18 protein-coding genes are annotated in these 20,147 nt (G+C 40.0%); 12 read left to right on the forward strand and 6 right to left on the reverse strand.

The genetic code is table 11. The features are described from left to right. Positions 1-2: 2 nt before the first annotated feature. From C9J40_RS08700 to C9J40_RS08715, 4 genes are read left to right on the forward strand one after another with little or no spacing between them, the layout of a single operon-like run. Entirely contained in the window at positions 3-1,217 is a 1,215-nt protein-coding gene (locus C9J40_RS08700; RefSeq protein ID WP_107246545.1) for a beta-ketoacyl-[acyl-carrier-protein] synthase family protein, read from the forward strand. Continuing rightward, on the forward strand, positions 1,210-1,686 hold the full coding sequence (locus C9J40_RS08705; protein WP_107207400.1) for a hotdog family protein: 477 nt from the start codon (positions 1,210-1,212) through the stop codon (positions 1,684-1,686). The genes C9J40_RS08700 and C9J40_RS08705 overlap by 8 nt, the downstream gene beginning before the upstream one ends. Continuing rightward, the gene (locus C9J40_RS08710) at positions 1,683-2,408 is read left to right on the forward strand and encodes a 3-ketoacyl-ACP reductase FabG2 (RefSeq protein WP_045152507.1); all 726 of its coding nucleotides are present in this window, start codon (positions 1,683-1,685) and stop codon (positions 2,406-2,408) included. The genes C9J40_RS08705 and C9J40_RS08710 overlap by 4 nt, the downstream gene beginning before the upstream one ends. Continuing rightward, positions 2,405-3,631, forward strand: a complete 1,227-nt coding sequence (locus C9J40_RS08715) for a beta-ketoacyl-ACP synthase (protein WP_107207402.1) — start codon at positions 2,405-2,407, stop codon at positions 3,629-3,631. Before C9J40_RS08710 ends, C9J40_RS08715 begins: the two co-directional genes overlap by 4 nt. A gap of 94 nt (positions 3,632-3,725) precedes the next feature. Here C9J40_RS08715 and C9J40_RS08720 read toward each other — a convergent pair whose 3' ends face one another. Beyond that, entirely contained in the window at positions 3,726-4,091 is a 366-nt protein-coding gene (locus tag C9J40_RS08720; protein WP_107207403.1) for an STAS/SEC14 domain-containing protein, read from the reverse strand. Positions 4,092-4,639: 548 nt separating this feature from the next. Between C9J40_RS08720 and ectA the strand changes: the two genes are divergently transcribed. From ectA to C9J40_RS08735, 3 genes are read left to right on the forward strand one after another with little or no spacing between them, the layout of a single operon-like run. Beyond that, the gene (gene ectA / locus C9J40_RS08725) at positions 4,640-5,197 is read left to right on the forward strand and encodes a diaminobutyrate acetyltransferase (RefSeq protein ID WP_107207404.1); all 558 of its coding nucleotides are present in this window, start codon (positions 4,640-4,642) and stop codon (positions 5,195-5,197) included. 10 nt (positions 5,198-5,207) lie between these two features. Continuing rightward, a complete protein-coding gene (ectB, locus tag C9J40_RS08730; protein WP_107246547.1) occupies positions 5,208-6,473 on the forward strand; it encodes a diaminobutyrate--2-oxoglutarate transaminase in 1,266 nt (421 codons plus the stop codon). Positions 6,474-6,487: 14 nt separating this feature from the next. Next, the gene (locus C9J40_RS08735; protein ID WP_005366605.1) at positions 6,488-6,874 is read left to right on the forward strand and encodes an ectoine synthase; all 387 of its coding nucleotides are present in this window, start codon (positions 6,488-6,490) and stop codon (positions 6,872-6,874) included. Positions 6,875-6,969: 95 nt separating this feature from the next. Here C9J40_RS08735 and putP read toward each other — a convergent pair whose 3' ends face one another. The 5 genes from putP to C9J40_RS08760 all read right to left on the reverse strand — a co-directional run bounded on the left by putP (position 6,970) and on the right by C9J40_RS08760 (position 14,094). Next, the gene (gene putP / locus C9J40_RS08740; protein WP_107207406.1) at positions 6,970-8,466 is read right to left on the reverse strand and encodes a sodium/proline symporter PutP; all 1,497 of its coding nucleotides are present in this window, start codon (positions 8,464-8,466) and stop codon (positions 6,970-6,972) included. Between the two features lie 69 nt (positions 8,467-8,535). Continuing rightward, positions 8,536-9,261 carry an aldehyde dehydrogenase family protein gene (locus C9J40_RS08745; RefSeq protein WP_107207407.1) on the reverse strand — a complete coding sequence of 242 codons (726 nt, stop codon included), beginning with the start codon at positions 9,259-9,261 and terminating at the stop codon, positions 8,536-8,538. Beyond that, positions 9,251-12,433, reverse strand: coding sequence for a bifunctional proline dehydrogenase/L-glutamate gamma-semialdehyde dehydrogenase PutA (gene putA, locus C9J40_RS08750; protein ID WP_107246548.1), 3,183 nt, complete (start codon positions 12,431-12,433; stop codon positions 9,251-9,253). The genes C9J40_RS08745 and putA overlap by 11 nt, the downstream gene beginning before the upstream one ends. A 228-nt stretch (positions 12,434-12,661) precedes the next feature. Then, entirely contained in the window at positions 12,662-13,408 is a 747-nt protein-coding gene (locus C9J40_RS08755) for an AraC family transcriptional regulator (RefSeq protein WP_107207409.1), read from the reverse strand. Between the two features lie 125 nt (positions 13,409-13,533). Continuing rightward, positions 13,534-14,094 carry a hypothetical protein gene (locus C9J40_RS08760; protein WP_158259298.1) on the reverse strand — a complete coding sequence of 187 codons (561 nt, stop codon included), beginning with the start codon at positions 14,092-14,094 and terminating at the stop codon, positions 13,534-13,536. Positions 14,095-14,884: 790 nt separating this feature from the next. Here C9J40_RS08760 and C9J40_RS08765 point away from each other — a divergent pair. The 5 genes from C9J40_RS08765 to C9J40_RS08785 are packed head-to-tail and all read left to right on the forward strand — an operon-like array spanning position 14,885 to position 20,093. Beyond that, a complete protein-coding gene (locus C9J40_RS08765; protein WP_107207411.1) occupies positions 14,885-16,321 on the forward strand; it encodes an aldehyde dehydrogenase family protein in 1,437 nt (478 codons plus the stop codon). Between the two features lie 12 nt (positions 16,322-16,333). Beyond that, entirely contained in the window at positions 16,334-17,257 is a 924-nt protein-coding gene (locus C9J40_RS08770) for an acyl transferase (protein WP_107207412.1), read from the forward strand. 36 nt (positions 17,258-17,293) lie between these two features. Continuing rightward, positions 17,294-18,358, forward strand: coding sequence for an alkanal monooxygenase (locus C9J40_RS08775; protein ID WP_107207413.1), 1,065 nt, complete (start codon positions 17,294-17,296; stop codon positions 18,356-18,358). A gap of 48 nt (positions 18,359-18,406) precedes the next feature. Continuing rightward, positions 18,407-19,384: an alkanal monooxygenase gene (locus C9J40_RS08780; RefSeq protein ID WP_107246550.1), complete on the forward strand. Its 978-nt coding sequence runs from the start codon at positions 18,407-18,409 to the stop codon at positions 19,382-19,384. A 22-nt stretch (positions 19,385-19,406) separates the two neighbouring features. Beyond that, the gene (locus tag C9J40_RS08785; protein WP_107207415.1) at positions 19,407-20,093 is read left to right on the forward strand and encodes an LLM class flavin-dependent oxidoreductase; all 687 of its coding nucleotides are present in this window, start codon (positions 19,407-19,409) and stop codon (positions 20,091-20,093) included. The last annotated feature ends 54 nt before the right edge of the window (positions 20,094-20,147 follow it).

The following is a 20,147-nucleotide window of genomic DNA, read 5'->3' on the forward strand; positions in this document are numbered from 1 at the left end:
CTATGCAAAAGATAGCCGACAAACAGCCAATCTATATTCGAGGGTGTGGGTTTAACTCAGCGTTAGGCTGTAGTAACGACATTATCCACCAACGCTTACGCCAGGGAATGAGCCCTGATATGCAACCAGTTCAGGGCTGGTTAAATGACGGCTCTGAGACTGTCATAGGTAAAGTATCATCACCATTACCTACCATTGATGACAACGTTTTTCCGCATCAGAATACGGAAAATAATCGTTTAGTTTTATCGGCCTTACAGCAAATTGAAGCTGATATTCATGGCGCAATTACCCAGTATGGTCATGATCGTATTGCCGTCATTGTTGGAACAACCACCTCAGGGATCAGCGATGGTGAACAAGCGTTAACAAGCCAAAAAAACACCCAAAATTTTCCAACCGACTATCACTACCACCAGCAAGAGCCTTCTAATACAGGGCAATTTATCGCTGACTATTATCAGTTAACCGGTCCTTGTTACACCTTATCAACCGCTTGCTCGTCTAGTGGGCGGGTATTTTTATCTGCCAAGCGTATGTTAAAAGCTGGGGTAGTGGATGCTGTTATTGTCGGTGGCGCAGATACTCTCTGTCGTTTAACGCTTAACGGTTTTCATGGTTTAGATTCACTCTCTAGCACCTTATGTAACCCCTTTAGTGATAACCGTAACGGCATAAATATTGGTGAAGGTGCCGCTTTTATGTTGCTAGCTCGCACGCCTGATGAACGCCAACCCGCTCCTCATATTGCGTTACTCGGTATCGGTGATAGCTCTGATGCTCACCATATTTCAGCACCACACCCAGAAGGTACTGGTGCAGAAATGGCAATGCGAAAAGCCCTTAAAGATGCCAAACTTACCCCTGAAGATATTGGTTATATCAACGCCCATGGAACAGCAACCCCGTTAAATGATGCAATGGAAGCAAAAGCGATTGCACGCGTTTTTGGCAATCAAGTCCCTGTGAGTTCAACCAAACCATTAACAGGACACACGCTAGGTGCCGCTAGCGCAGTTGAAGCAGCCATTTGTTGGCATTTACTGCGTTACGACTTACCGCTACCAACACAAATTAATGATGGTGCTGTCGCAGACGATCTGCCAATCCAATTAGCACCTGTAAATACGGCATTCACCAAACCTGTCATGTTAAGTAACTCATTTGCATTTGGTGGTAACAACATCAGCCTTATTATTGGACGTACCGATGACTAATTGCCCTCCATTACATCAACTTTTACCCCATGAAGCACCGATGATCCTTGTTGATGATCTGATTGATGTGGGCGAAAAACATATTCATTGTCGTGTCGCGATCAGTCGCCATTGCCTCTACTTTGATTCAGAAACACAGTCGATCCCCGCTTATGTTGGGATCGAGTTTATGGCGCAAACCGTCGCAGGTTGGTCTGGTTTCCACGCATGGAAAAAAGGTGAAGATGCCCCCATTGGTTTTCTGCTAGGTTGCCGTCGCTACCACAGTGAATGTAGTGCATTTCAAGAACACGAAATTTTAGACATTCATGCCGAACAAATTATGGAAAATAACGGTATGGCTGTTTTTGACTGCAAGATCATTTGTCATCAGCAAATCGTCGCAAGCAGTCAACTCAATGCATTTGTTCCCTCAAAATCACAATTAGAACAAATGCAACTAGATAACAATAATAGGAAAAACGCATGACTCAACACGTACTCGTAACAGGTGCCAGTAAGGGTATCGGTCGCGCAATTGCTATTCAGCTCGCTAAAGATGGTTTCACTATCGCCGTTCACTACATGAGTGATAAACCAGGCGCTGAAGCAACATTAGCCTCAATTACTGACGCTGGCGGTCAAGGTCGCCTTATTCAATTTGATATCAGTGATCGTCAGCAATGCCGCGAGCAACTTGAAGCCGATATCGCCGAGCATGGTGCTTATTACGGTGTCGTCAGTAACGCGGGGATCACCCGAGATACCGCCTTTCCTGCGATGACAGAGCAAGAATGGGATGGCGTGATCCACACGAACCTTGATAGCTTCTACAACGTGTTACACCCTTGTGTAATGCCTATGGTGCAAAAGCGTAAAGGCGGCCGCATTGTGACCTTAGCATCGGTTTCAGGGATCACCGGTAACCGAGGGCAAACCAATTACAGTGCCGCAAAAGCGGGGGTGATTGGCGCAACTAAGTCATTAGCGCTAGAGCTTGCTAAGCGTAAAATTACAGTTAACTGTGTCGCGCCCGGCCTGATTGATACTGGTATGGTCGATGAGCACGTAAAAGAACACGCACTCCCACAAGTGCCTCTTCGTCGTATGGGAGAGCCTGAAGAAGTAGCAGGACTGGTGAGTTACTTAATGTCTGATATTGCAGGCTATGTGACTCGCCAAGTGATTTCGGTAAACGGAGGTTTAGTATGAGTCGTCGCGTTGTTGTCACTGGTATGTCGGGTGTAACAGCCTTTGGTAACGATTGGGAACATATCGAACCTAAACTTCGTGCTTGTGAAAACGCCACTATTTATATGCAAGATTATGAGCTTTATGACGGCTTAAATACCAAACTTGCAGCTCCTATTGAAAATTTTACATTACCGAAGCATTACACCCGTAAAAAAATCCGTTCAATGGGGCGTGTTTCTAAACTATCAACACTGGCGACAGAAAATGCACTGACTCAAGCTGGGTTACTGAACAATGAGGTACTGACAAACGGTCAAACGGGTATTGCCTATGGCTCATCAACCGGTAGTACGCCTGCAATCAGTGCATTTGGTGTAATGCTAAATGAGAAAAGTACCCGTGCTATCACCGCGACAACTTATGTTCAAATGATGCCACATACAACAGCTGTCAATGTCGGCTTATTTTTTGAATTACGTGGCCGTGTTATTCCCACAAGTAGTGCATGTACTTCAGGAAGCCAAGCGATTGGTTACGCCTATGAAGCGATTAAACACGGTTATCAAACCGTGATGGTTGCAGGTGGCGCAGAAGAGCTTTGCCCAACAGAATCGGCGGTATTTGATACCCTGTTTGCAACGAGCCTTAAAAACGATGAACCAAAATCAACACCACGACCTTATGATACGGATCGTGATGGCTTGGTAATTGGTGAAGGTGCTGGCACATTAGTGTTAGAAGAATACGAGCATGCCGTTGCACGTGGCGCTAAGATCTATGCCGAAGTGGTAGGATTTGCGAGTAACTGTGATGCCGCCCATGTAACACAGCCACAAAAAGAAACCATGCAGCTTTGTATGGAGATGGCACTGCAACAGGCAAATTTATCGCCAAGTGAAATTAGTTACATTTCAGCACATGGTACTGCAACCGAAAAAGGTGATATTGCAGAAAGCCAAGCCACAGCGAGTATCTTTGGCAACAACACTCCAATTAGCTCTCTGAAAAGCTATTTAGGCCATACCCTTGGGGCCTGTGGTGCGATTGAAGCGTGGCTAAGTTTAGAAATGATGCATGGCGGCTGGTTCAGCCCAACGCTTAACCTTGAGAACGTTGATCCTGAATGTGGTGATTTAGACTACATTCGTGGCGAAGGTCGCAACCTTGATTGCCAATATATTATGAGCAACAACTTTGCGTTTGGCGGGATTAACACTTCCATTATCTTTAAGCGAATGTAACTTAAGATACTCTAACGATACCGTATCTATACCATTATAAATAACCATGCTTGAACATTTTATCACTTCTCAAGCATGGTTAATTTCAATCGTATTATTGCTGTTTTAAAAACGTAATTGCCTGATCTTTTTCTTCTGGCAGGAAGAATTTAATGTCTATTTTACGAAACAGCTTATCTTCCACTTTTACGATTTTTTCTATCCATTTTTTCTCTGCAACAACAGCCACTTTTGCTACATGTGATATTCCCGCATGAAACAAATAGCGCACTTCTTCTAGCAATGCTGAAAATTCAATCCCATCAAAATTGTCAATCTGCTCAAAGATAACAACTTTACCGTGTAATTCTGTCTTCGCCTGAGCATCAAACAAAATACGTTTCATATCATCTTCAGTCACTTTGCCATCAATTGAAAAAGCCACGGCATTATCAATATCTAAGTTAATCATAGTTAACATTATAAGTTTCCTTAATCCATCAAGAAATGATGAAAATACTATGCGCTTTTTAAATGAAAACGACAGTAATTAAAGAGCATAATTAAGGGAAATGACATTTCAGAATGATCGTATATTCAAGAGAACGATAAACGTTAAATAGAATAGTAAACACTCAATAAATACCTGAAGGTATATATCTATATATAAATGCACTCACAACGACATATAAATATCAACATCATAAGTATAAACACTATTTATTATTTATATCCCCATCAGTAAATAACGACACAAACTGTCACACCATGCCGAGCTTAGTTACAGCATAATAATAGAAAACAAGATGCATAATGTTGCTTTTAAGTCTTTAAAAAGGTTCTTCGTGAATACTTTAACAACCAAAACAATTTAGAGCTCTAATCACTTAACTTTCATTTATGTACATTAATAAACGAGATCTTGCTCAAATAAATTACGATTATTCAACTTTTATTCAGATAATTATCATCCTGATAGGTAATAATACCCACTAAATTATTTAGAGCTCAAAGGAATAGACTCTTAATATGGACATATCAACACCTTCGGTAATGACTTCCGATACAGGTGAAGACCAGATACAAAAGTGGACTTTTTCAACACCAACAGCTCATGATGGCGATGACGTTTTTACGTTGATCGCAAACAGTCCCCCTCTCGATACCAATTCATCTTATTGTAATTTTCTTCAAACAACTCACTTTAGTAATACGTGTGTTATAGCAAAAGATGATGGTGGTGAAATAGCAGGTTTTATCTCTGGTTACCCAAAACCTAATCAGCCAAATACTTTATTTATATGGCAAGTTGCCGTTGCTCCTCAATTTCGAGGAAAAGGGCTCGCCTTTACCATGTTAGATAACCTGTTAAGTCGAGACTCTCTAAATAATATTACCGCTATAGAAACAACCATTACGGAAGAGAATAATGCTTCGTGGGCGTTATTTAATAAACTTGATGCACGTAATGGTAACAATGGCGAAGTCAGTACATTTTTAGACAAGAATATACATTTTAAAGGCAAGCACGATACGGAATTGTTGTATCGCATCCCTTTAATTCAAATTAAACAGAAAGGATTATAACGGCCATATCATGGATATTTTTAAGAAGCAGGAATCTAAAGTTCGTTCTTACTCAAACAGTTTTCCCGTCGTTTTTACTAAAGCAAAAGGGAGTTGGCTTGAAACCGAACAAGGAGATCGTTACTTAGATTTTCTAGCTGGTGCTGGATCACTGAACTACGGCCATAATAACCCTACTTTAAAACAGGCTTTGCTCGACTATATCGAACAAGATGGGATCACTCATGGTTTAGATATGCACTCGACAGCAAAGGCTAATTTCCTTGAAGCATTAGAACGCAATATTTTAGCTCCTCGCCAACTTAATTACGTTACTCAATTTACCGGCCCAACGGGTACTAACGCTGTAGAAGCGGCACTAAAACTTGCGCGTAAAGTGAAAAAACGTAGCTCTATTGTGGCTTTCACCAATGGTTTTCATGGTTGTACAGCTGGAGCGCTAGCTGCAACAGGCAATCAACATCACCGTCAAGGTGCAGGGACAAGTTTAAACAATGTTACTCGTATTCCATTTGAAGGTTATGCGGACATTGATGGCCTTAAATTGTTTGAAACTATGCTAGCGGATAATTCAGCAGGTATGGACAAGCCAGCCGCTGTCTTGATTGAAACAGTACAGGGCGAAGGCGGCTTAAACGTTGCGTCTAACCAGTGGTTACAACGATTAGAAAAAGTCTGTAAACAAAATGATATTTTATTGATTGTTGATGATATTCAAGCAGGCTGTGGCCGTACTGGTACCTTCTTTAGCTTTGAGCCGTCAGGTATTAAACCAGATATGGTTACCCTATCTAAATCAATTGGTGGTTACGGCTTACCAATGGCAATCGTGCTATTCAAACCAGAGCTCGATATTTGGAACCCAGGTGAGCATAACGGCACATTCCGTGGCAACAATCACGCATTCATTACAGCAACGAAAGCACTCGAAACCTATTGGGCTGATGACCAACTAGAAAAGCACGTTGCAACATGCTCAAACATTATTGCTAACGTCATTGATAAATGCCTACACGACCATCCTGATATGTTTGTGCAAAGAAAGGGTCGAGGCATGATGATTGGTATTGAGTGTAATGATGGCGATCTGTCTAGCCAAATCACCAAAGCCTGTTTTGAAAATGGATTAGTGATTGAAACCGCGGGTCCTAATGATGAAGTCGTGAAGTTCTTTAGTCCACTCACCATTACAACGGCAGAGCTTGAGCAAGGCTTAGCAATTTTTGAAAATGCGGTTGAGCACGTTGTTGCTAAAAACTTTAGAAAAGCATCGTAATTTAAGGACGAAAAATGATTGTTAGAACATTAGATGAATGTCGAGACAGTGAACGCCGTGTAGCTTCTGAAACTTGGGAAAGTGTTCGTATGCTTCTTAAAGATGACAAGATGGGGTTTTCTTTTCACATCACGACAATCTTTGAGAACACTGAAACCCATATTCATTATCAAAATCACTTAGAGTCTGTTTACTGCATGAGTGGTGAAGGTGAAATTGAAGTTGTTGGGGGCGAAACTTACCCAATTAAACCAGGTACACTATACATTCTTGATAAACACGATGAGCATTATTTACGTGCTTATAAAGACAAAGAAATGGTGATGGCTTGTGTGTTTAATCCGCCAATCACAGGCAAAGAAACACATGATGAAAACGGTGTTTATCCACTCGTTGACTAAAACATTACGTGTATAGCCAGCGCACTTTCAGCGAAAAAAAATCCCTGTATAGCAAAGCTGATACAGGGATTTTTCTTGCGTAATATTAGATAATATTAATCGAATTCAACCAGATTTTTTTGATATTGCTGATGTTGCTGTTGTACTGCTTCTGACGGACGACCCGTTGCTTTACTTACCACCACAACCGCAACAGTGGCAAAAATAAAGCCAGGAATGATCTCATATAAGTCAAACATTCCACCTGTTAGTTGCTTCCATACCACAACGGTGACCGCACCTGTCACGATACCTGCAATCGCGCCATAACGGTTCATCCCACTCCAGTACAAACTTAATAGCAATACAGGGCCAAATGCCGCACCAAACCCCGCCCAAGCATAAGACACAAGACCTAAAACGGAGCTATCAGGGTTTAATGCTAAAACGAAGGCAACAATTGATAATGCAATAACCGCAATACGCCCAACCATAACAATTTCGTTGCTTGACGCTTGTGGACGAAATACTTGTTTATAGAAATCTTCAGCCAATGCCGATGAAGAGACTAACAACTGAGAGTCCGCAGTACTCATGATCGCCGCTAAGATTGCCGCTAGTAAAATACCGGCCATCACGGGATGGAAAATCGCATTCACTAGCAACATGAAGACTTTTTCACTATCCGCTAACTCACCACCAAGGTTGCCATCAACATAAACAATACCCGTTAAGCCGACTAACAACGCACCAATCATCGACAGAGCCGTCCACACCACGGCAATACGACGCGCCGTACCAATGTCTTTATTTGAACGTGTCGCTTTAAAACGCGCAAGGATATGAGGCTGACCAAAGTAACCAAGCCCCCAACCTAATAGTGACAAAATAACCATAAATGATAATGGCTGGCCTTTAATATCATGCCAGAGCGTTAATAATTCAGGGTTCTTGTTATGAAGCGTTTCTATTAGCTGAACGGGATCGGCATTCATCGCTGCGATCGGCACAATAAGCAATGCAGCTGACATCAATAGGCCTTGCACTAAATCAGTCCAAGATACCGCAAGGAACCCTCCAAATAAGGTATACGTTACAACACACAAAGTACCGATAAATAGCGCGAGCGTGTAATCTAAACCGAAGACGGTTTCAAATAGTTTTCCGCCTGCCACTAAACCAGCACTGGTATAGAAAAGGAAAAAGAGCAAAATAAAGAAGGCGGAAATCGTTTGGATAAGCTTTGAATTATCATCAAATCGACGTGATAAAAACTCAGGTAAAGTCAGTGAGTTGTCTGCTGTTATACTGTAAGTGCGCAGGCGTTTAGCACAGATCAGCCAGTTCAACCACGTCCCCAGTAATAGGCCACCAGCTAGCCATAATGACTCAAAACCAGCGATATATGCATATCCCGGTAATCCTAATAATAACCAACCACTCATATCCGATGCTCCTGCAGATATCGCAGAAGGCCAAGGACCTAATGAACGCCCACCGAGAAAGTAATCACTGGAGCTCGATGTGCGTTTATAGGCGATATAACCAATCGCTAGCATCCCTAGTAGATACGCTACAAAGGTCGCTGTAATCGCGAAGTTATTTTCAATCATAAGTTGTACTTCCTGTTAAGTGGCCTTTGTTCATGGCAAAGGCCTATTATCATATTAAGCAAGGTCTGGTCAGTCGGTTTCTCCACAACCAAGCTCTAATAACGTTGCATTACCGCCGACGGCTGTAATATTGATGGTTCTGGTACGTTCAGTGATAAAGCGTAAACAGTAACTTGGGCTACCAATGACAGGTAGATGATCAAAATCGGTTTCTGCCACTAATTGCGCTAACTGTCCGCTTCTCGCCGCTAATTGACGCGCTAAGCTCAACGCACGTTCAGCAGTACCGCTATAAGCAACTGCTGCAACCTCTTCACTTTGAATTAACGATTCAAGCTCAATGTCCTCAATAACACTAAGTACATTGGCGACACATCCTGCCGGCTCTAGCTGACTGAGAATGGCACCAGTATTTAAAGGGTGATCAGGCGATAAACACAACATAACGCTGTTACCACACACCAATGCAGTGGCGATTTGAGCAATCACCACATGGTTAGCGACGTCATCGCTTGCAGTGACAACAAATACGCCGCGTCCAACACAATAAAGCGTGTTACTTTCACCTGTTGGCCCTGGCATTACTTGCATTTCAGCCACCATTTCCAGTGCATTATTACACTGAAAATTCACCATCATCGCAGATTGATTATCTAGCGATTTTGCCCAGCGGCGTAGAATAGCGATTCGCGTTTCAAAGTCCAGATCATTCCATACCGAAAACGCAAAAATGCTACTTTGTAGTGATTTTTGTAATTGCGGAGATAACGCCATTAACTGTGAATTATTTTTCATCGTTTACTCCTTCCATCTCGCATTGATGAGTAACATTGATTGGTGCAATCGTTGACTGCATAAAACGATACAAATAATGAGGCCCACCCGCTTTTGGCCCTGTTCCTGATAACCCTCGACCACCAAAAGGCTGGACGCCAACAACGGCGCCTACTTGATCGCGATTGATATAACAATTACCGACTTTTGCGCGTGACGCTATTTCACTATAGGTACGCTCATTTCGACTATGTATTCCCATTGTTAAACCAAATCCTGTTTGATTAATTTGATTAACGACTTGATCAATCTCGCTCGCCTTAAAACGCACAATATGCAGAATTGGGCCAAAGTGCTCTTGCTCTAATAGGTTAATATGTTTAATTTCAATGGCCGTCGGCGGAACAAAATCGCCATTCGCACAGCTTTCTGACAGCGGCGTTTGGCAAATCAATCGCGCTTGGTTTTTTAACGATTCAATATGAGTAAGCAGCTTTTGCTTTGCCGCACGATCAATGACAGGCCCCACATCGGTAGCATGTAATTGCGGATCCCCAACCTTAAGTTCAGCCATCGCCCCTTTGATTAACGTGATCACACGTTCGGCAATATCTTGCTGAATAAAGAGGACGCGTAATGCTGAGCAACGTTGACCGGCAGAGGCAAACGCGGAACGTAATACATCACGTACGACTTGTTCCGGTAGTGCTGTACTATCAACGATCATTGCATTTTGACCGCCCGTTTCGGCAATGAATGGGACTGGCGCACAATCACGTGCCATTAAGGTACGATTAATCAATTGCGCTGTGGGTGTAGAACCTGTAAAGGCGATACCAGCAACACGCTCATCTGACGTCAACTGATGGCCTATCTCACGCCCCAATCCTGTTACGACTTGAATAACACCTTGTGGAATGCCAGTAAGCAGTAGTAATTCAATAGCACGACAAGCAATTAATGAGGTTTGCTCTGCAGGTTTCGCCACGACGGTATTACCTGCAACTAAAGCGGCACATACTTGACCTAAGAAAATGGCTAACGGGAAATTCCAAGGGCTAATACAAACAAAGACACCTCGTCCTTGATAGGTCATCTCTTGATCGACACCATCAAAGCTAGTGATGCGTTTAGGCTTAGCAAAATTAGTTTGTGCCTGCTCTGCGTAATAACGACAAAAATCTACCGCTTCACGAATTTCATCAATGGCATCGTGGATGGTTTTACCTGCTTCACGGTGACACAACGCCACTAATTCTGCTTGATGTAATTCAAGTTTATCGGCCAATAGCAATAAGTAATTTGCACGCTCGCTTGCAGAACGTTGTGACCAATCAGCAAAAGCGTCATGGGCAGATGCCATTGCGGTATCCACTTGTGATGATGTGGCATAGTTCAGTTCACCCACCACTTCCTCACGATCATAAGGTGCCGTCACACAAACTCGCTCGGCAGCTAAAATAGCCTTTGGTTTTCCATTCAAAATAGGCGAGGCTTTCCACCTCACCTTATCAAAGGCACGTACCGCCTGATGAAATGGCTGCCACTGTGATTCAATATCAATATTAATACTTGATGAGTTTTTACGTTCAGAGCCAAAAATATCTATCGGTAATGGGATCAAGCTATTGTGCAATGTCTTACGTTGCTTAAGCACATCAACCGGATGTTGTGTGAGCTCAGCAATTGGACAATTCGCATCAACCAAGCGATGAACAAACGAACTATTGGCACCATTTTCTAATAAACGACGAACAAGGTATGGCAGTAAGTCTTTATGGCTTCCCACTGGTGCATAAATACGTACCTGTGTTTTATGCATATCCATCACATGGTTATATAGCGCATCTCCCATGCCATGCAGGCGTTGGAATTCAAAGTAAGAATGCTTCGCCATCGCGACAATAGCACTGATCGTGTGAGCATTATGAGTCGCAAATTGTGGGTAGATCAGCCCTTTTAAAGGCTCAGATAGTAGAAATCTCGCACAGGCTAAATAAGAGCTGTCTGTCGCTTCTTTACGAGTAAAAACTGGGTAGCCATTGAAGCCTGCTTGCTGACAAAGTTTCAGTTCACTATCCCAATAGGCGCCTTTTACTAATCGAAGTGGAATCACATCACCTTGTTGTTTAGAAAGGGCAGCAAGCCACGCTAATACAGGTAGAGCACGTTTCGAATACGCTTGTACAACTAAACCGAAACGCCCCCAACCTTTTACTTCTTTTGCGCGATACAGTTTTTCAAATAGCTTTAATGATAATTCTAATCTGTCTGCTTCTTCAGCATCAATCGTGATCCCAACGTTATGCTCGCGGGCAAAAATTAATAGCTCAAGTACGGAATGGTACATTTCCTCTAACACACGCGCTTCATTGGCGACTTCGTAACGAGGATGCAAAGCAGATAACTTAATGGATACGGTAGGATCTGATGATTGACCAGCCGATTGAGCTGAAATGGCACTATTGACCTTGCCTACCGCTTTAATCGCCGTTAGGTAGTCTTGGTAATATTTTTCGGCATCTTGAGCGGTGAGTGCCGCTTCACCTAGCATGTCGAATGAATAAGTAAACCCTTGCTCTCGTTTAGGTTTGCCGTTTTTCATCGCCTCAGAAATATCTCGCCCTAGAACAAATTGATGCCCCATGATTTTCATCGCTTGGTGCATAGCTTGTCTGATCATTGGCTCTGACATTTTATTAACCAAGCGGTTAATTACATTCGTAGGTGTACCGTCTTGTTTTGCATCTAACGTTACTACTTTCCCTGTTAGCATGAGCCCCCATGTTGAGGCATTCACAAATAATGAATCAGAGTTTTTAAGGTGAGATTTCCAATCAGCAACACTTAATTTATCGCGAATTAGGGCATCAGCAGTAGCCGGATCAGGAATACGCATCAGTGCTTCAGCTAAGCACATTAATAAGATCCCTTCTTTGGTCTCTAGGCTATATTCCAATAGCAGTGCGTCAATCATTTGCACCGCATTTTTATCGGCACGGACACGAGCAATAAGCTCACTGGCTTGCGCTGCACTATACGTACGTTCTTCATCGGTAGGTTCTGCTAAGGGTAGCAACTGTGTTAACCACTCAGACTCATCAACAGCATACAGTGGTGAAATTAATGCCCATAATTGAGCTAACGGCTTCTCTATAAAGGAAGAATGGAGTACATCAACGGCTTTAAACATCAGGTTTCCTCTATGGCATCTCAGTGAGATGATAATAAACAACACTGTCATGTTATTAATCTGTTATTGCCTGTAGATAGTATGGATAAAATTTTATCTCGTCTTATGAATTCCTACGGGATGTTTTATTTTTTCTCCAACAATGAATAATACGAGATCTCACACATAAAAAAGCGCTATATAGTTAACCCATATAGCGCGATATTACTGCTAAGTGCTACTTATAACTTATTGAATAAAGAACTGATATCGTATGGGAGATGTCCCGTATAGACGGCGAAAAGCTTGACTAAAGCTGCTTTGACTTGAGAATCCGCATAATTGTGCAACTTCCGATAACGGTTTTTGAGTTTCTGCAATCAATTGCTTTGCTAACTCTAATCGTTTTCGCAATACATATTGATGTGGCGTTATCCCCATTTGCTTTCTAAATAAGACATAAAATTGGCTTTGTGCTAAAAAAGCAATGCTGGATAGATCAGCCACTGAGATCTTCTTCTGAATATTCTGCTGGATATAACTATCAATAAGCGCCATATTTAGACGTGTTACTTTTTTTTCATCAAAGCTCATTAAGCTACGATTAATTAAGCACTGTAAGGTGTTACTGATCGATTGTGATAACACACTATCCTGAGCATGTTCTTTTAATTCAATCGCTAACAATGAAATAAGCTGATGAGTACGTGCATCTAAGCTGAAATTGCCATTACTGAACTGTTCCACATCAGTCATTGATATCAATGGTGGTAAATTCATCACTAAAACTTGGTTGTTAGGTCCGCCACAAAAACCATGGTTAACATTGGCATTAATTCGGCATCCCATACCAGAAGAAAGACAAAGTGAACTATCTTCTATCGACAGTTCACTTTGCCCCATTAATCCTATAATAATCTGAGGATAATCATGATGATGGTATGTTTTTGATTCGTCTAACGTTTCGACATGGAATGTCGGCATTTTTTTTTCCATACACCACCTCCTTTTTTTGTACACCACAAAGTATGTGGTACTTATATACTGCGCCAACTGCTTTAAAATAAAACAAATAAGCGCATTAAAATAATGCGCTTATATTTAATAGCAGAATTTAATCACTACCATTCATTTAAAATTTCAACGTTCACTTTCACGTCTTTTTTTAACATCGCAAGGTTAGTATTGGCTAGTAAATCACGAGGGTAATGCAATGTAATAACACTGTTTGACATATCAGTGATCGGCGAAGAAACGCCATCGATACCAATGTCGTCTTGTACCATTAAGTTTTCAGATAACGATTTAGGAATATCAATAAATACTGAAAAACCCGCTTCATCCTCTTCTACCCCAGTCACTAATGCCGTGCTTTTAATGTTCCCTGTTAATCCGCCACGACCAACCACTTCACCAAATTTAGGGTGGATCTCAAGATTTACCTGATCACCTTCCTTTAAACTCTCAAATGTTGTCGTACCCAATGCTTGGTCAATATCAAAGTACACCGTATCGTTTAAAATACGCACGACAGTCAAGGAGCAACCATTTACTAACATTACAGTATCTATGTCAACAAGCTCAAGCATACCCTCAGGGAATACAATACCATGTCGTTGACTATCTTCACTTTTTGATATGGATTTAATAACACCACGACCTTGAACAATACCTCTAAACATCAATGTCTCCTTTTCTAGACTCTTATATTTTTTCTTAATGTATGCCAATAGATTCATCAAGAGTTTAGTAATTTGAGATTAAAATACAAATAAAGCACAAGATTTTTTTTAATATCATCACAAAAATTTAAATATAGAAATATAATTCACACACTTGTATTAATTATAAATCACCAATAACATTAAAATGGGAAATATCAATATCACCCATTTATCACACCGCTTTTTTTACACATTTAAATATCAGAGCATGATAACCCCCTCAACCCCACAACATGCACACTAAGCAAAAATAAACCCCAACAAAACATATAGTTAATAAAAAACAAAGCAATAAAAAGCAGTGATTATTGGCAAAATATTGCTTTTTTATTTACTTGTAGCAATATTTATCCCCACAAATACAAACCTATCAACAAACAAAAAATGAAATACATTTTAATTCGATAAATATCGGAGTAAAAATAAAAAAAATAAAATTTCAACGATAAAAAAACACAAATAAACATACCTAAGCTCACTCCGTAAAAATATTAAAAACCAAGAAATGAGCAATTATTGACCAAAAAAAAGACGGAAAAAATGTCGAAAAAGCTAGACATAATAGATGTGGATATGAAGAGTTAAAAATAATTGTTTTTATAGTGTGATCAAAATCTCGAATATTTATAAACAAATAAAAATCAACTTACATGGTAATAATTATTCATCTAGCCTTATTTTTGTTCCTAAGGGGCATTAACGCATCCCTAAAAGGAATAGAATTTAACAGCATGTTAACGGAGATTGCATGATTAAGAAGATCCCATTGATTATTGGAGGCGAAGTTCGAGACACGTCAGAACATGAAGTCCGCGAACTTACGCTTAACAATAACACCGTCAATGTACCTATCATTACAGACATTGATGCTGAGGCGATCACCTCACTAAAAATAGAAAATAACTTAAATATCAACAAGATAGTTAACTTCTTGTATACTGTAGGGCAAAAATGGAAGAGTGAAAACTATAGCCGTCGCCTTACTTATATTCGCGATCTAGTCAAATTCATGGGCTACTCTCCTGAGATGGCAAAACTAGAAGCGAACTGGATTTCGATGATCCTATGTAGCAAAAGTGCGCTGTATGACATTGTTGAAAATGATCTCAGTTCTCGCCATATCGTTGATGAATGGCTCCCCCAAGGTGATTGCTATGTCAAGGCGCTGCCAAAAGGCAAGTCTATCCATTTATTAGCGGGTAACGTTCCGCTGTCTGGTGTGACATCTATCCTGCGCGCTATTCTAACTAAAAACGAATGCATCATTAAAACATCGTCTGCTGATCCATTTACCGCAACCGCACTGGCTTCAAGTTTTATTGATACCGATGCCGACCACCCAATAACTCGATCTATGTCAGTCATGTATTGGTCACATAGTGAAGATATCACTATTCCACAAAAAATCATGAGCTGTGCAGATGTGGTTGTGGCTTGGGGGGGTAACGATGCAATCAAATGGGCAACAAAACATACCCCAGCACACGTTGATATTCTTAAATTTGGTCCAAAGAAAAGTATTTCGATTGTTGATAACCCAACAGATATTAAAGCAGCTGCCATTGGTGTTGCTCACGACATCTGTTTTTATGATCAACAAGCTTGTTTCTCTACCCAAGATATCTATTACATGGGTGACAATATCGATACTTTTTTTGCAGAGCTAACTCAGCAATTAAACATCTATAAAGACATACTGCCCAAAGGCGATCAATCTTTCGATGAAAAGGGCGCATTTTCTTTAACAGAAAGAGAATGTTTATTTGCCAAATATAAAGTGCAAAAAGGTGACGAGCAGTCTTGGTTATTAACGCAATCTCCAGCGGGTTCATTCGGTAATCAACCATTATCTCGTTCTGCGTATATTCATCACGTGAAAGATATTTCGGAAATTACTCCCTATCTTCAAAATAATGTAACCCAAACAGTTTCAATTACACCATGGGAAGCATCATTTAAATATAGAGATACATTAGCGGCACACGGTGCGGAACGTATTATTGAATCAGGTATGAATAATATATTTCGAGTGGGTGGCGCACATGACGGTATGCGTCCACTTCAGCGTCTTGTTAAATATATTTCACATGAAAGACCATCGACTTATACCACTAAAGATGTCGCAGTCAAAATAGAACAAACGCGTTACCTAGAAGAAGATAAATTCCTCGTTTTTGTACCATAAAAGAGAAATATTATGAACAATACTCAAACCTCAGCACCTATTGATCACGTTATTAACCTAGGTGATAATCGTCACATCCGCGTATGGGAAACTCTGCCTAAAAATCAAGAGGTTAAGCGCAATAATACGATTGTTATTGCAGCTGGTTTTGCCCGTCGAATGGACCATTTCGCTGGCCTTGCTGAATATTTAGCAAATAATGGTTTTCATGTTATTCGTTATGATTCATTAAATCATGTTGGCTTAAGTAGTGGTGAAATTAATCAGTTTTCTATGTCTGTTGGCAAACAAAGTTTATTAACAGTCATTGATTGGCTAAATGATCGTGGTATTAATGAAATTGGACTAATTGCTTCAAGTCTTTCTGCTCGTATTGCCTATGATGTTGCTACTGAGATTAAATTATCATTCCTCATTACGGCTGTTGGTGTTGTTAATTTAAGAAGCACACTTGAGAAAGCACTTGATTATGATTATCTACAAATGGAAATTAATGATATCCCTGAAGATTTAAATTTCGAAGGTTATAACTTAGGCTCAAAAGTCTTTGTGACTGACTGTTTTGATAATAGTTGGGATACTTTAGATTCAACAGTAAATAAAACTAAAGATCTAGATATTCCTTTTATTGCCTTTGTTTCAAATGGCGATAATTGGGTCTGCAAAGAAGAAGTGAAACACTTAATCGGAAATATCAACTCAGATAAAACCAAAATTTACTCATTAATTGGTTCATCACATGATTTAGGTGAGAACCTGATCGTCCTGCGTAATTTCTACCAATCGGTAACCAAAGCCGCAATAGGCTTAGACAGTGAAGTACTCGATTTAGCGGACGATATTAGTGAACCAAACTTTGAAGATCTCACCATTATTACAGTTAATGAACGTCGTTTAAAAAATAAAATTGAAAACGAAATGTTCGCTAGCGCTTAAACCAATACATATTTTATTCATTAAAAGGAAAATATAATGAAATTTGGCAATATTTGTTTCTCATACCAGCCACCAGGTGAATCTCATAAAGAAGTCATGGATCGCTTTGTTCGACTTGGCGTTGCTTCAGAAGAATTAAACTTCGATACCTTCTGGACGCTTGAACACCATTTCACTGAATTTGGCCTAACCGGTAACCTATATGTTGCTTGTGCCAATATTCTTGGTCGTACCAAAAAACTCAACGTTGGCACAATGGGTATCGTACTTCCAACAGCTCACCCTGCCCGTCAAATGGAAGATCTAATGCTACTGGATCAAATGTCAAAAGGTCGTTTTAACTTTGGCGTAGTCCGTGGTTTATACCATAAAGATTTCCGGGTATTCGGTGTTACGATGGAAGATTCCCGTTCGATCACTGAAGATTTCCATAAAATGATCATGGACGGCTCAAAATCAGGTGTTTTACACACTGATGGTAAAAATATTGAATTCCAAGATGTAAATGTCTATCCAGAAGCCTACTCAGACAAAATCCCTACTTGTATGACAGCCGAATCTGCCGCGACAACAACTTGGTTAGCAGAACGTGGTTTGCCTATGGTGCTAAGTTGGATCATCACGACCAGCGAGAAAAAAGCACAGATGGAACTGTACAATGAAATTGCAACTGAACATGGTCACGATATTAAGAATATCGACCACAGTATGACCTTCATCTGTTCTGTTAATGACGATCAAGAAAAAGCAGAAAGTGCATGTCGTGACTTCTTATCAAACTGGTATGACTCTTACACAAATGCGACAAATATCTTTAAAGACAGTAACCAAACTCGTGGCTATGACTACCACAAAGGTCAATGGCGTGACTTTGTATTACAAGGCCATACCGATAGCCGCCGTCGTCTTGATTACAGTAATAACCTTAACCCTGTTGGCACACCTGAAAAATGTATTGAAATCATGCAACGCGATATTGATGCAACAGGGATCAAAAATATTACCCTTGGTTTTGAAGCAAACGGTTCAGAGCAAGAAATCATTGCTTCTATGGAACGCTTTATGACACAAGTGGCGCCATACCTAAAAGATCCGAAATAAACCACTAGATTTAACATCTTGAATTAAATGATAAATAAGGAAAATAACATGAATTTTGGATTATTCTTTCTAAACTTTCAGCTTAAAGGTATGACATCTGAAGACGTACTCGACAACATGATCAACACTGTTGCATTGGTCGATAAAGACGAGTACCACTTCAATACCGCTTTCATTAACGAACACCATTTTTCTAAAAACGGTATCGTAGGTGCTCCTATAACAGCTGCAAGTTTTTTACTCGGTTTAACCGAACGTCTTCATATTGGTTCATTGAATCAAGTTATCACAACTCACCATCCGGTACGTATTGCAGAAGAAACAAGCTTGCTTGATCAAATGTCTGATGGACGTTTTATTCTAGGATTAAGTGATTGTGTTAATGATTTCGAGATGGACTTCTTTAAGCGCCAACGCGATAGTCAACAACAGCAATTTGAAGCTTGTTATGACATTTTAAATGATGGTATTACTACTAACTACTGTCATGCTAATAATGACTTTTATAACTTCCCAAAAATCTCTATCAACCCACACTGTATTAGTAAAGAAAACCTAAAACAGTATATCTTAGCTACAAGTATGGGCGTGGTTGAGTGGGCAGCGATCAAAGGCCTGCCGCTGACTTACCGCTGGAGTGACACCCTAGCTGAAAAAGAAAATTACTATCAACATTATTTAGCTGTCGCGGCTGAAAATAATGTCGATATTACTAATATTGATCACCAATTCCCATTACTTGTTAATCTAAATACAGATAGCGATATTGCTAAACAAGAAATGCGTGACTATATCCGCGATTATATTGCAGAAGCTTACCCAAATGCAGATCAAGAAGAAAAAATTGAAGAGCTAATTAAGCAACACGCGGTAGGTACAGAAGATGAATATTATGACTCCACTAAATATGCTTTAGAAATAACAGGTTCAAAGAATGTATTGTTATCTTTTGAATCTATGAAAAATAAAGCAGCTGTCATCGACCTTATTAATATGGTTAATAACAAAATCAAGAAAAATCTATAATAATAAGTCTCAGGATAATAAAATGACAAAATGGAATTATGGCGTCTTCTTCCTTAATTTTTATCATGTAGGACAGCAAGATCCATCATTAACCATGAATAATGCGTTAGAAACATTACGTATTATTCATGAAGATACATCCATCTATGATGTTGTTGCATTTAGCGAATACCACATAGATAAAAGTTATCATGATGAAACGAAACTAGCTCCACTTGTTAGTATTGGTAATAACGTTCATATTTTAGCCACCAGCAACGAAACCGTTGAAAAAGCAGCTAAATATGGGGTGCCACTTCTGTTTAAGTGGGATGATAACCAAAAAAAGCGCATTGATTTATTAAAACATTACGAGACAACCGCGGCTAAGTTTAATATCAATATCACCGATATTCGTCATCGATTAATGTTATTTATCAATGTGAATGAGAACCCAACGCAAGCCAAAGCTGAGCTAAGCATTTACTTAGAAAATTACCTCTGTTACACCCAAGCAGAGGCATCGATTGATGAAATCATCAATAGTAATGCGGCAGGAAATTACGATACGTGCTTATCTCACGTTGTTGATATTGCTCAAGGTTTAGATAATAAAGTCGATTTCTTATTTTGTTTTGAATCAATGAAAGTTCAAGAGGATAAAAAATCATTAATGATTAATTTTGATAAACAAGTTATCAATTATCGAAAAGATTACAATCTTAACTAATTAAGTTAATTTAAATTAAGACTTCGCCAATCATTGTCATTATAAATGGCAGTG

It is taken from the genome of Photobacterium sp. GB-72 (assembly GCF_003026095.1).
Classification (GTDB): Bacteria; Pseudomonadota; Gammaproteobacteria; order Enterobacterales; family Vibrionaceae; genus Photobacterium.

What these genes read in the sequence shown, in the direction of transcription:
- putA (WP_107246548.1), bottom strand. Translation starts at nt 12,433, where the DNA reads ATGTTTAAAGCCGTTGATGTACTCCATTCTTCCTTTATAGAGAAGCCG.
- putP (WP_107207406.1), bottom strand. Translation starts at nt 8,466, where the DNA reads ATGATTGAAAATAACTTCGCGATTACAGCGACCTTTGTAGCGTATCTA.
- C9J40_RS08735 (WP_005366605.1), top strand. Translation starts at nt 6,488, where the DNA reads ATGATTGTTAGAACATTAGATGAATGTCGAGACAGTGAACGCCGTGTA.
- C9J40_RS08780 (WP_107246550.1), top strand. Translation starts at nt 18,407, where the DNA reads ATGAATTTTGGATTATTCTTTCTAAACTTTCAGCTTAAAGGTATGACA.
- C9J40_RS08705 (WP_107207400.1), top strand. Translation starts at nt 1,210, where the DNA reads ATGACTAATTGCCCTCCATTACATCAACTTTTACCCCATGAAGCACCG.
- ectA (WP_107207404.1), top strand. Translation starts at nt 4,640, where the DNA reads ATGGACATATCAACACCTTCGGTAATGACTTCCGATACAGGTGAAGAC.
- C9J40_RS08720 (WP_107207403.1), bottom strand. Translation starts at nt 4,091, where the DNA reads ATGTTAACTATGATTAACTTAGATATTGATAATGCCGTGGCTTTTTCA.
- C9J40_RS08755 (WP_107207409.1), bottom strand. Translation starts at nt 13,408, where the DNA reads ATGGAAAAAAAAATGCCGACATTCCATGTCGAAACGTTAGACGAATCA.
- C9J40_RS08765 (WP_107207411.1), top strand. Translation starts at nt 14,885, where the DNA reads ATGATTAAGAAGATCCCATTGATTATTGGAGGCGAAGTTCGAGACACG.
- C9J40_RS08715 (WP_107207402.1), top strand. Translation starts at nt 2,405, where the DNA reads ATGAGTCGTCGCGTTGTTGTCACTGGTATGTCGGGTGTAACAGCCTTT.
- C9J40_RS08745 (WP_107207407.1), bottom strand. Translation starts at nt 9,261, where the DNA reads ATGAAAAATAATTCACAGTTAATGGCGTTATCTCCGCAATTACAAAAA.
- ectB (WP_107246547.1), top strand. Translation starts at nt 5,208, where the DNA reads ATGGATATTTTTAAGAAGCAGGAATCTAAAGTTCGTTCTTACTCAAAC.
- C9J40_RS08700 (WP_107246545.1), top strand. Translation starts at nt 3, where the DNA reads ATGCAAAAGATAGCCGACAAACAGCCAATCTATATTCGAGGGTGTGGG.
- C9J40_RS08710 (WP_045152507.1), top strand. Translation starts at nt 1,683, where the DNA reads ATGACTCAACACGTACTCGTAACAGGTGCCAGTAAGGGTATCGGTCGC.
- C9J40_RS08775 (WP_107207413.1), top strand. Translation starts at nt 17,294, where the DNA reads ATGAAATTTGGCAATATTTGTTTCTCATACCAGCCACCAGGTGAATCT.
- C9J40_RS08770 (WP_107207412.1), top strand. Translation starts at nt 16,334, where the DNA reads ATGAACAATACTCAAACCTCAGCACCTATTGATCACGTTATTAACCTA.
- C9J40_RS08760 (WP_158259298.1), bottom strand. Translation starts at nt 14,094, where the DNA reads ATGTTTAGAGGTATTGTTCAAGGTCGTGGTGTTATTAAATCCATATCA.
- C9J40_RS08785 (WP_107207415.1), top strand. Translation starts at nt 19,407, where the DNA reads ATGACAAAATGGAATTATGGCGTCTTCTTCCTTAATTTTTATCATGTA.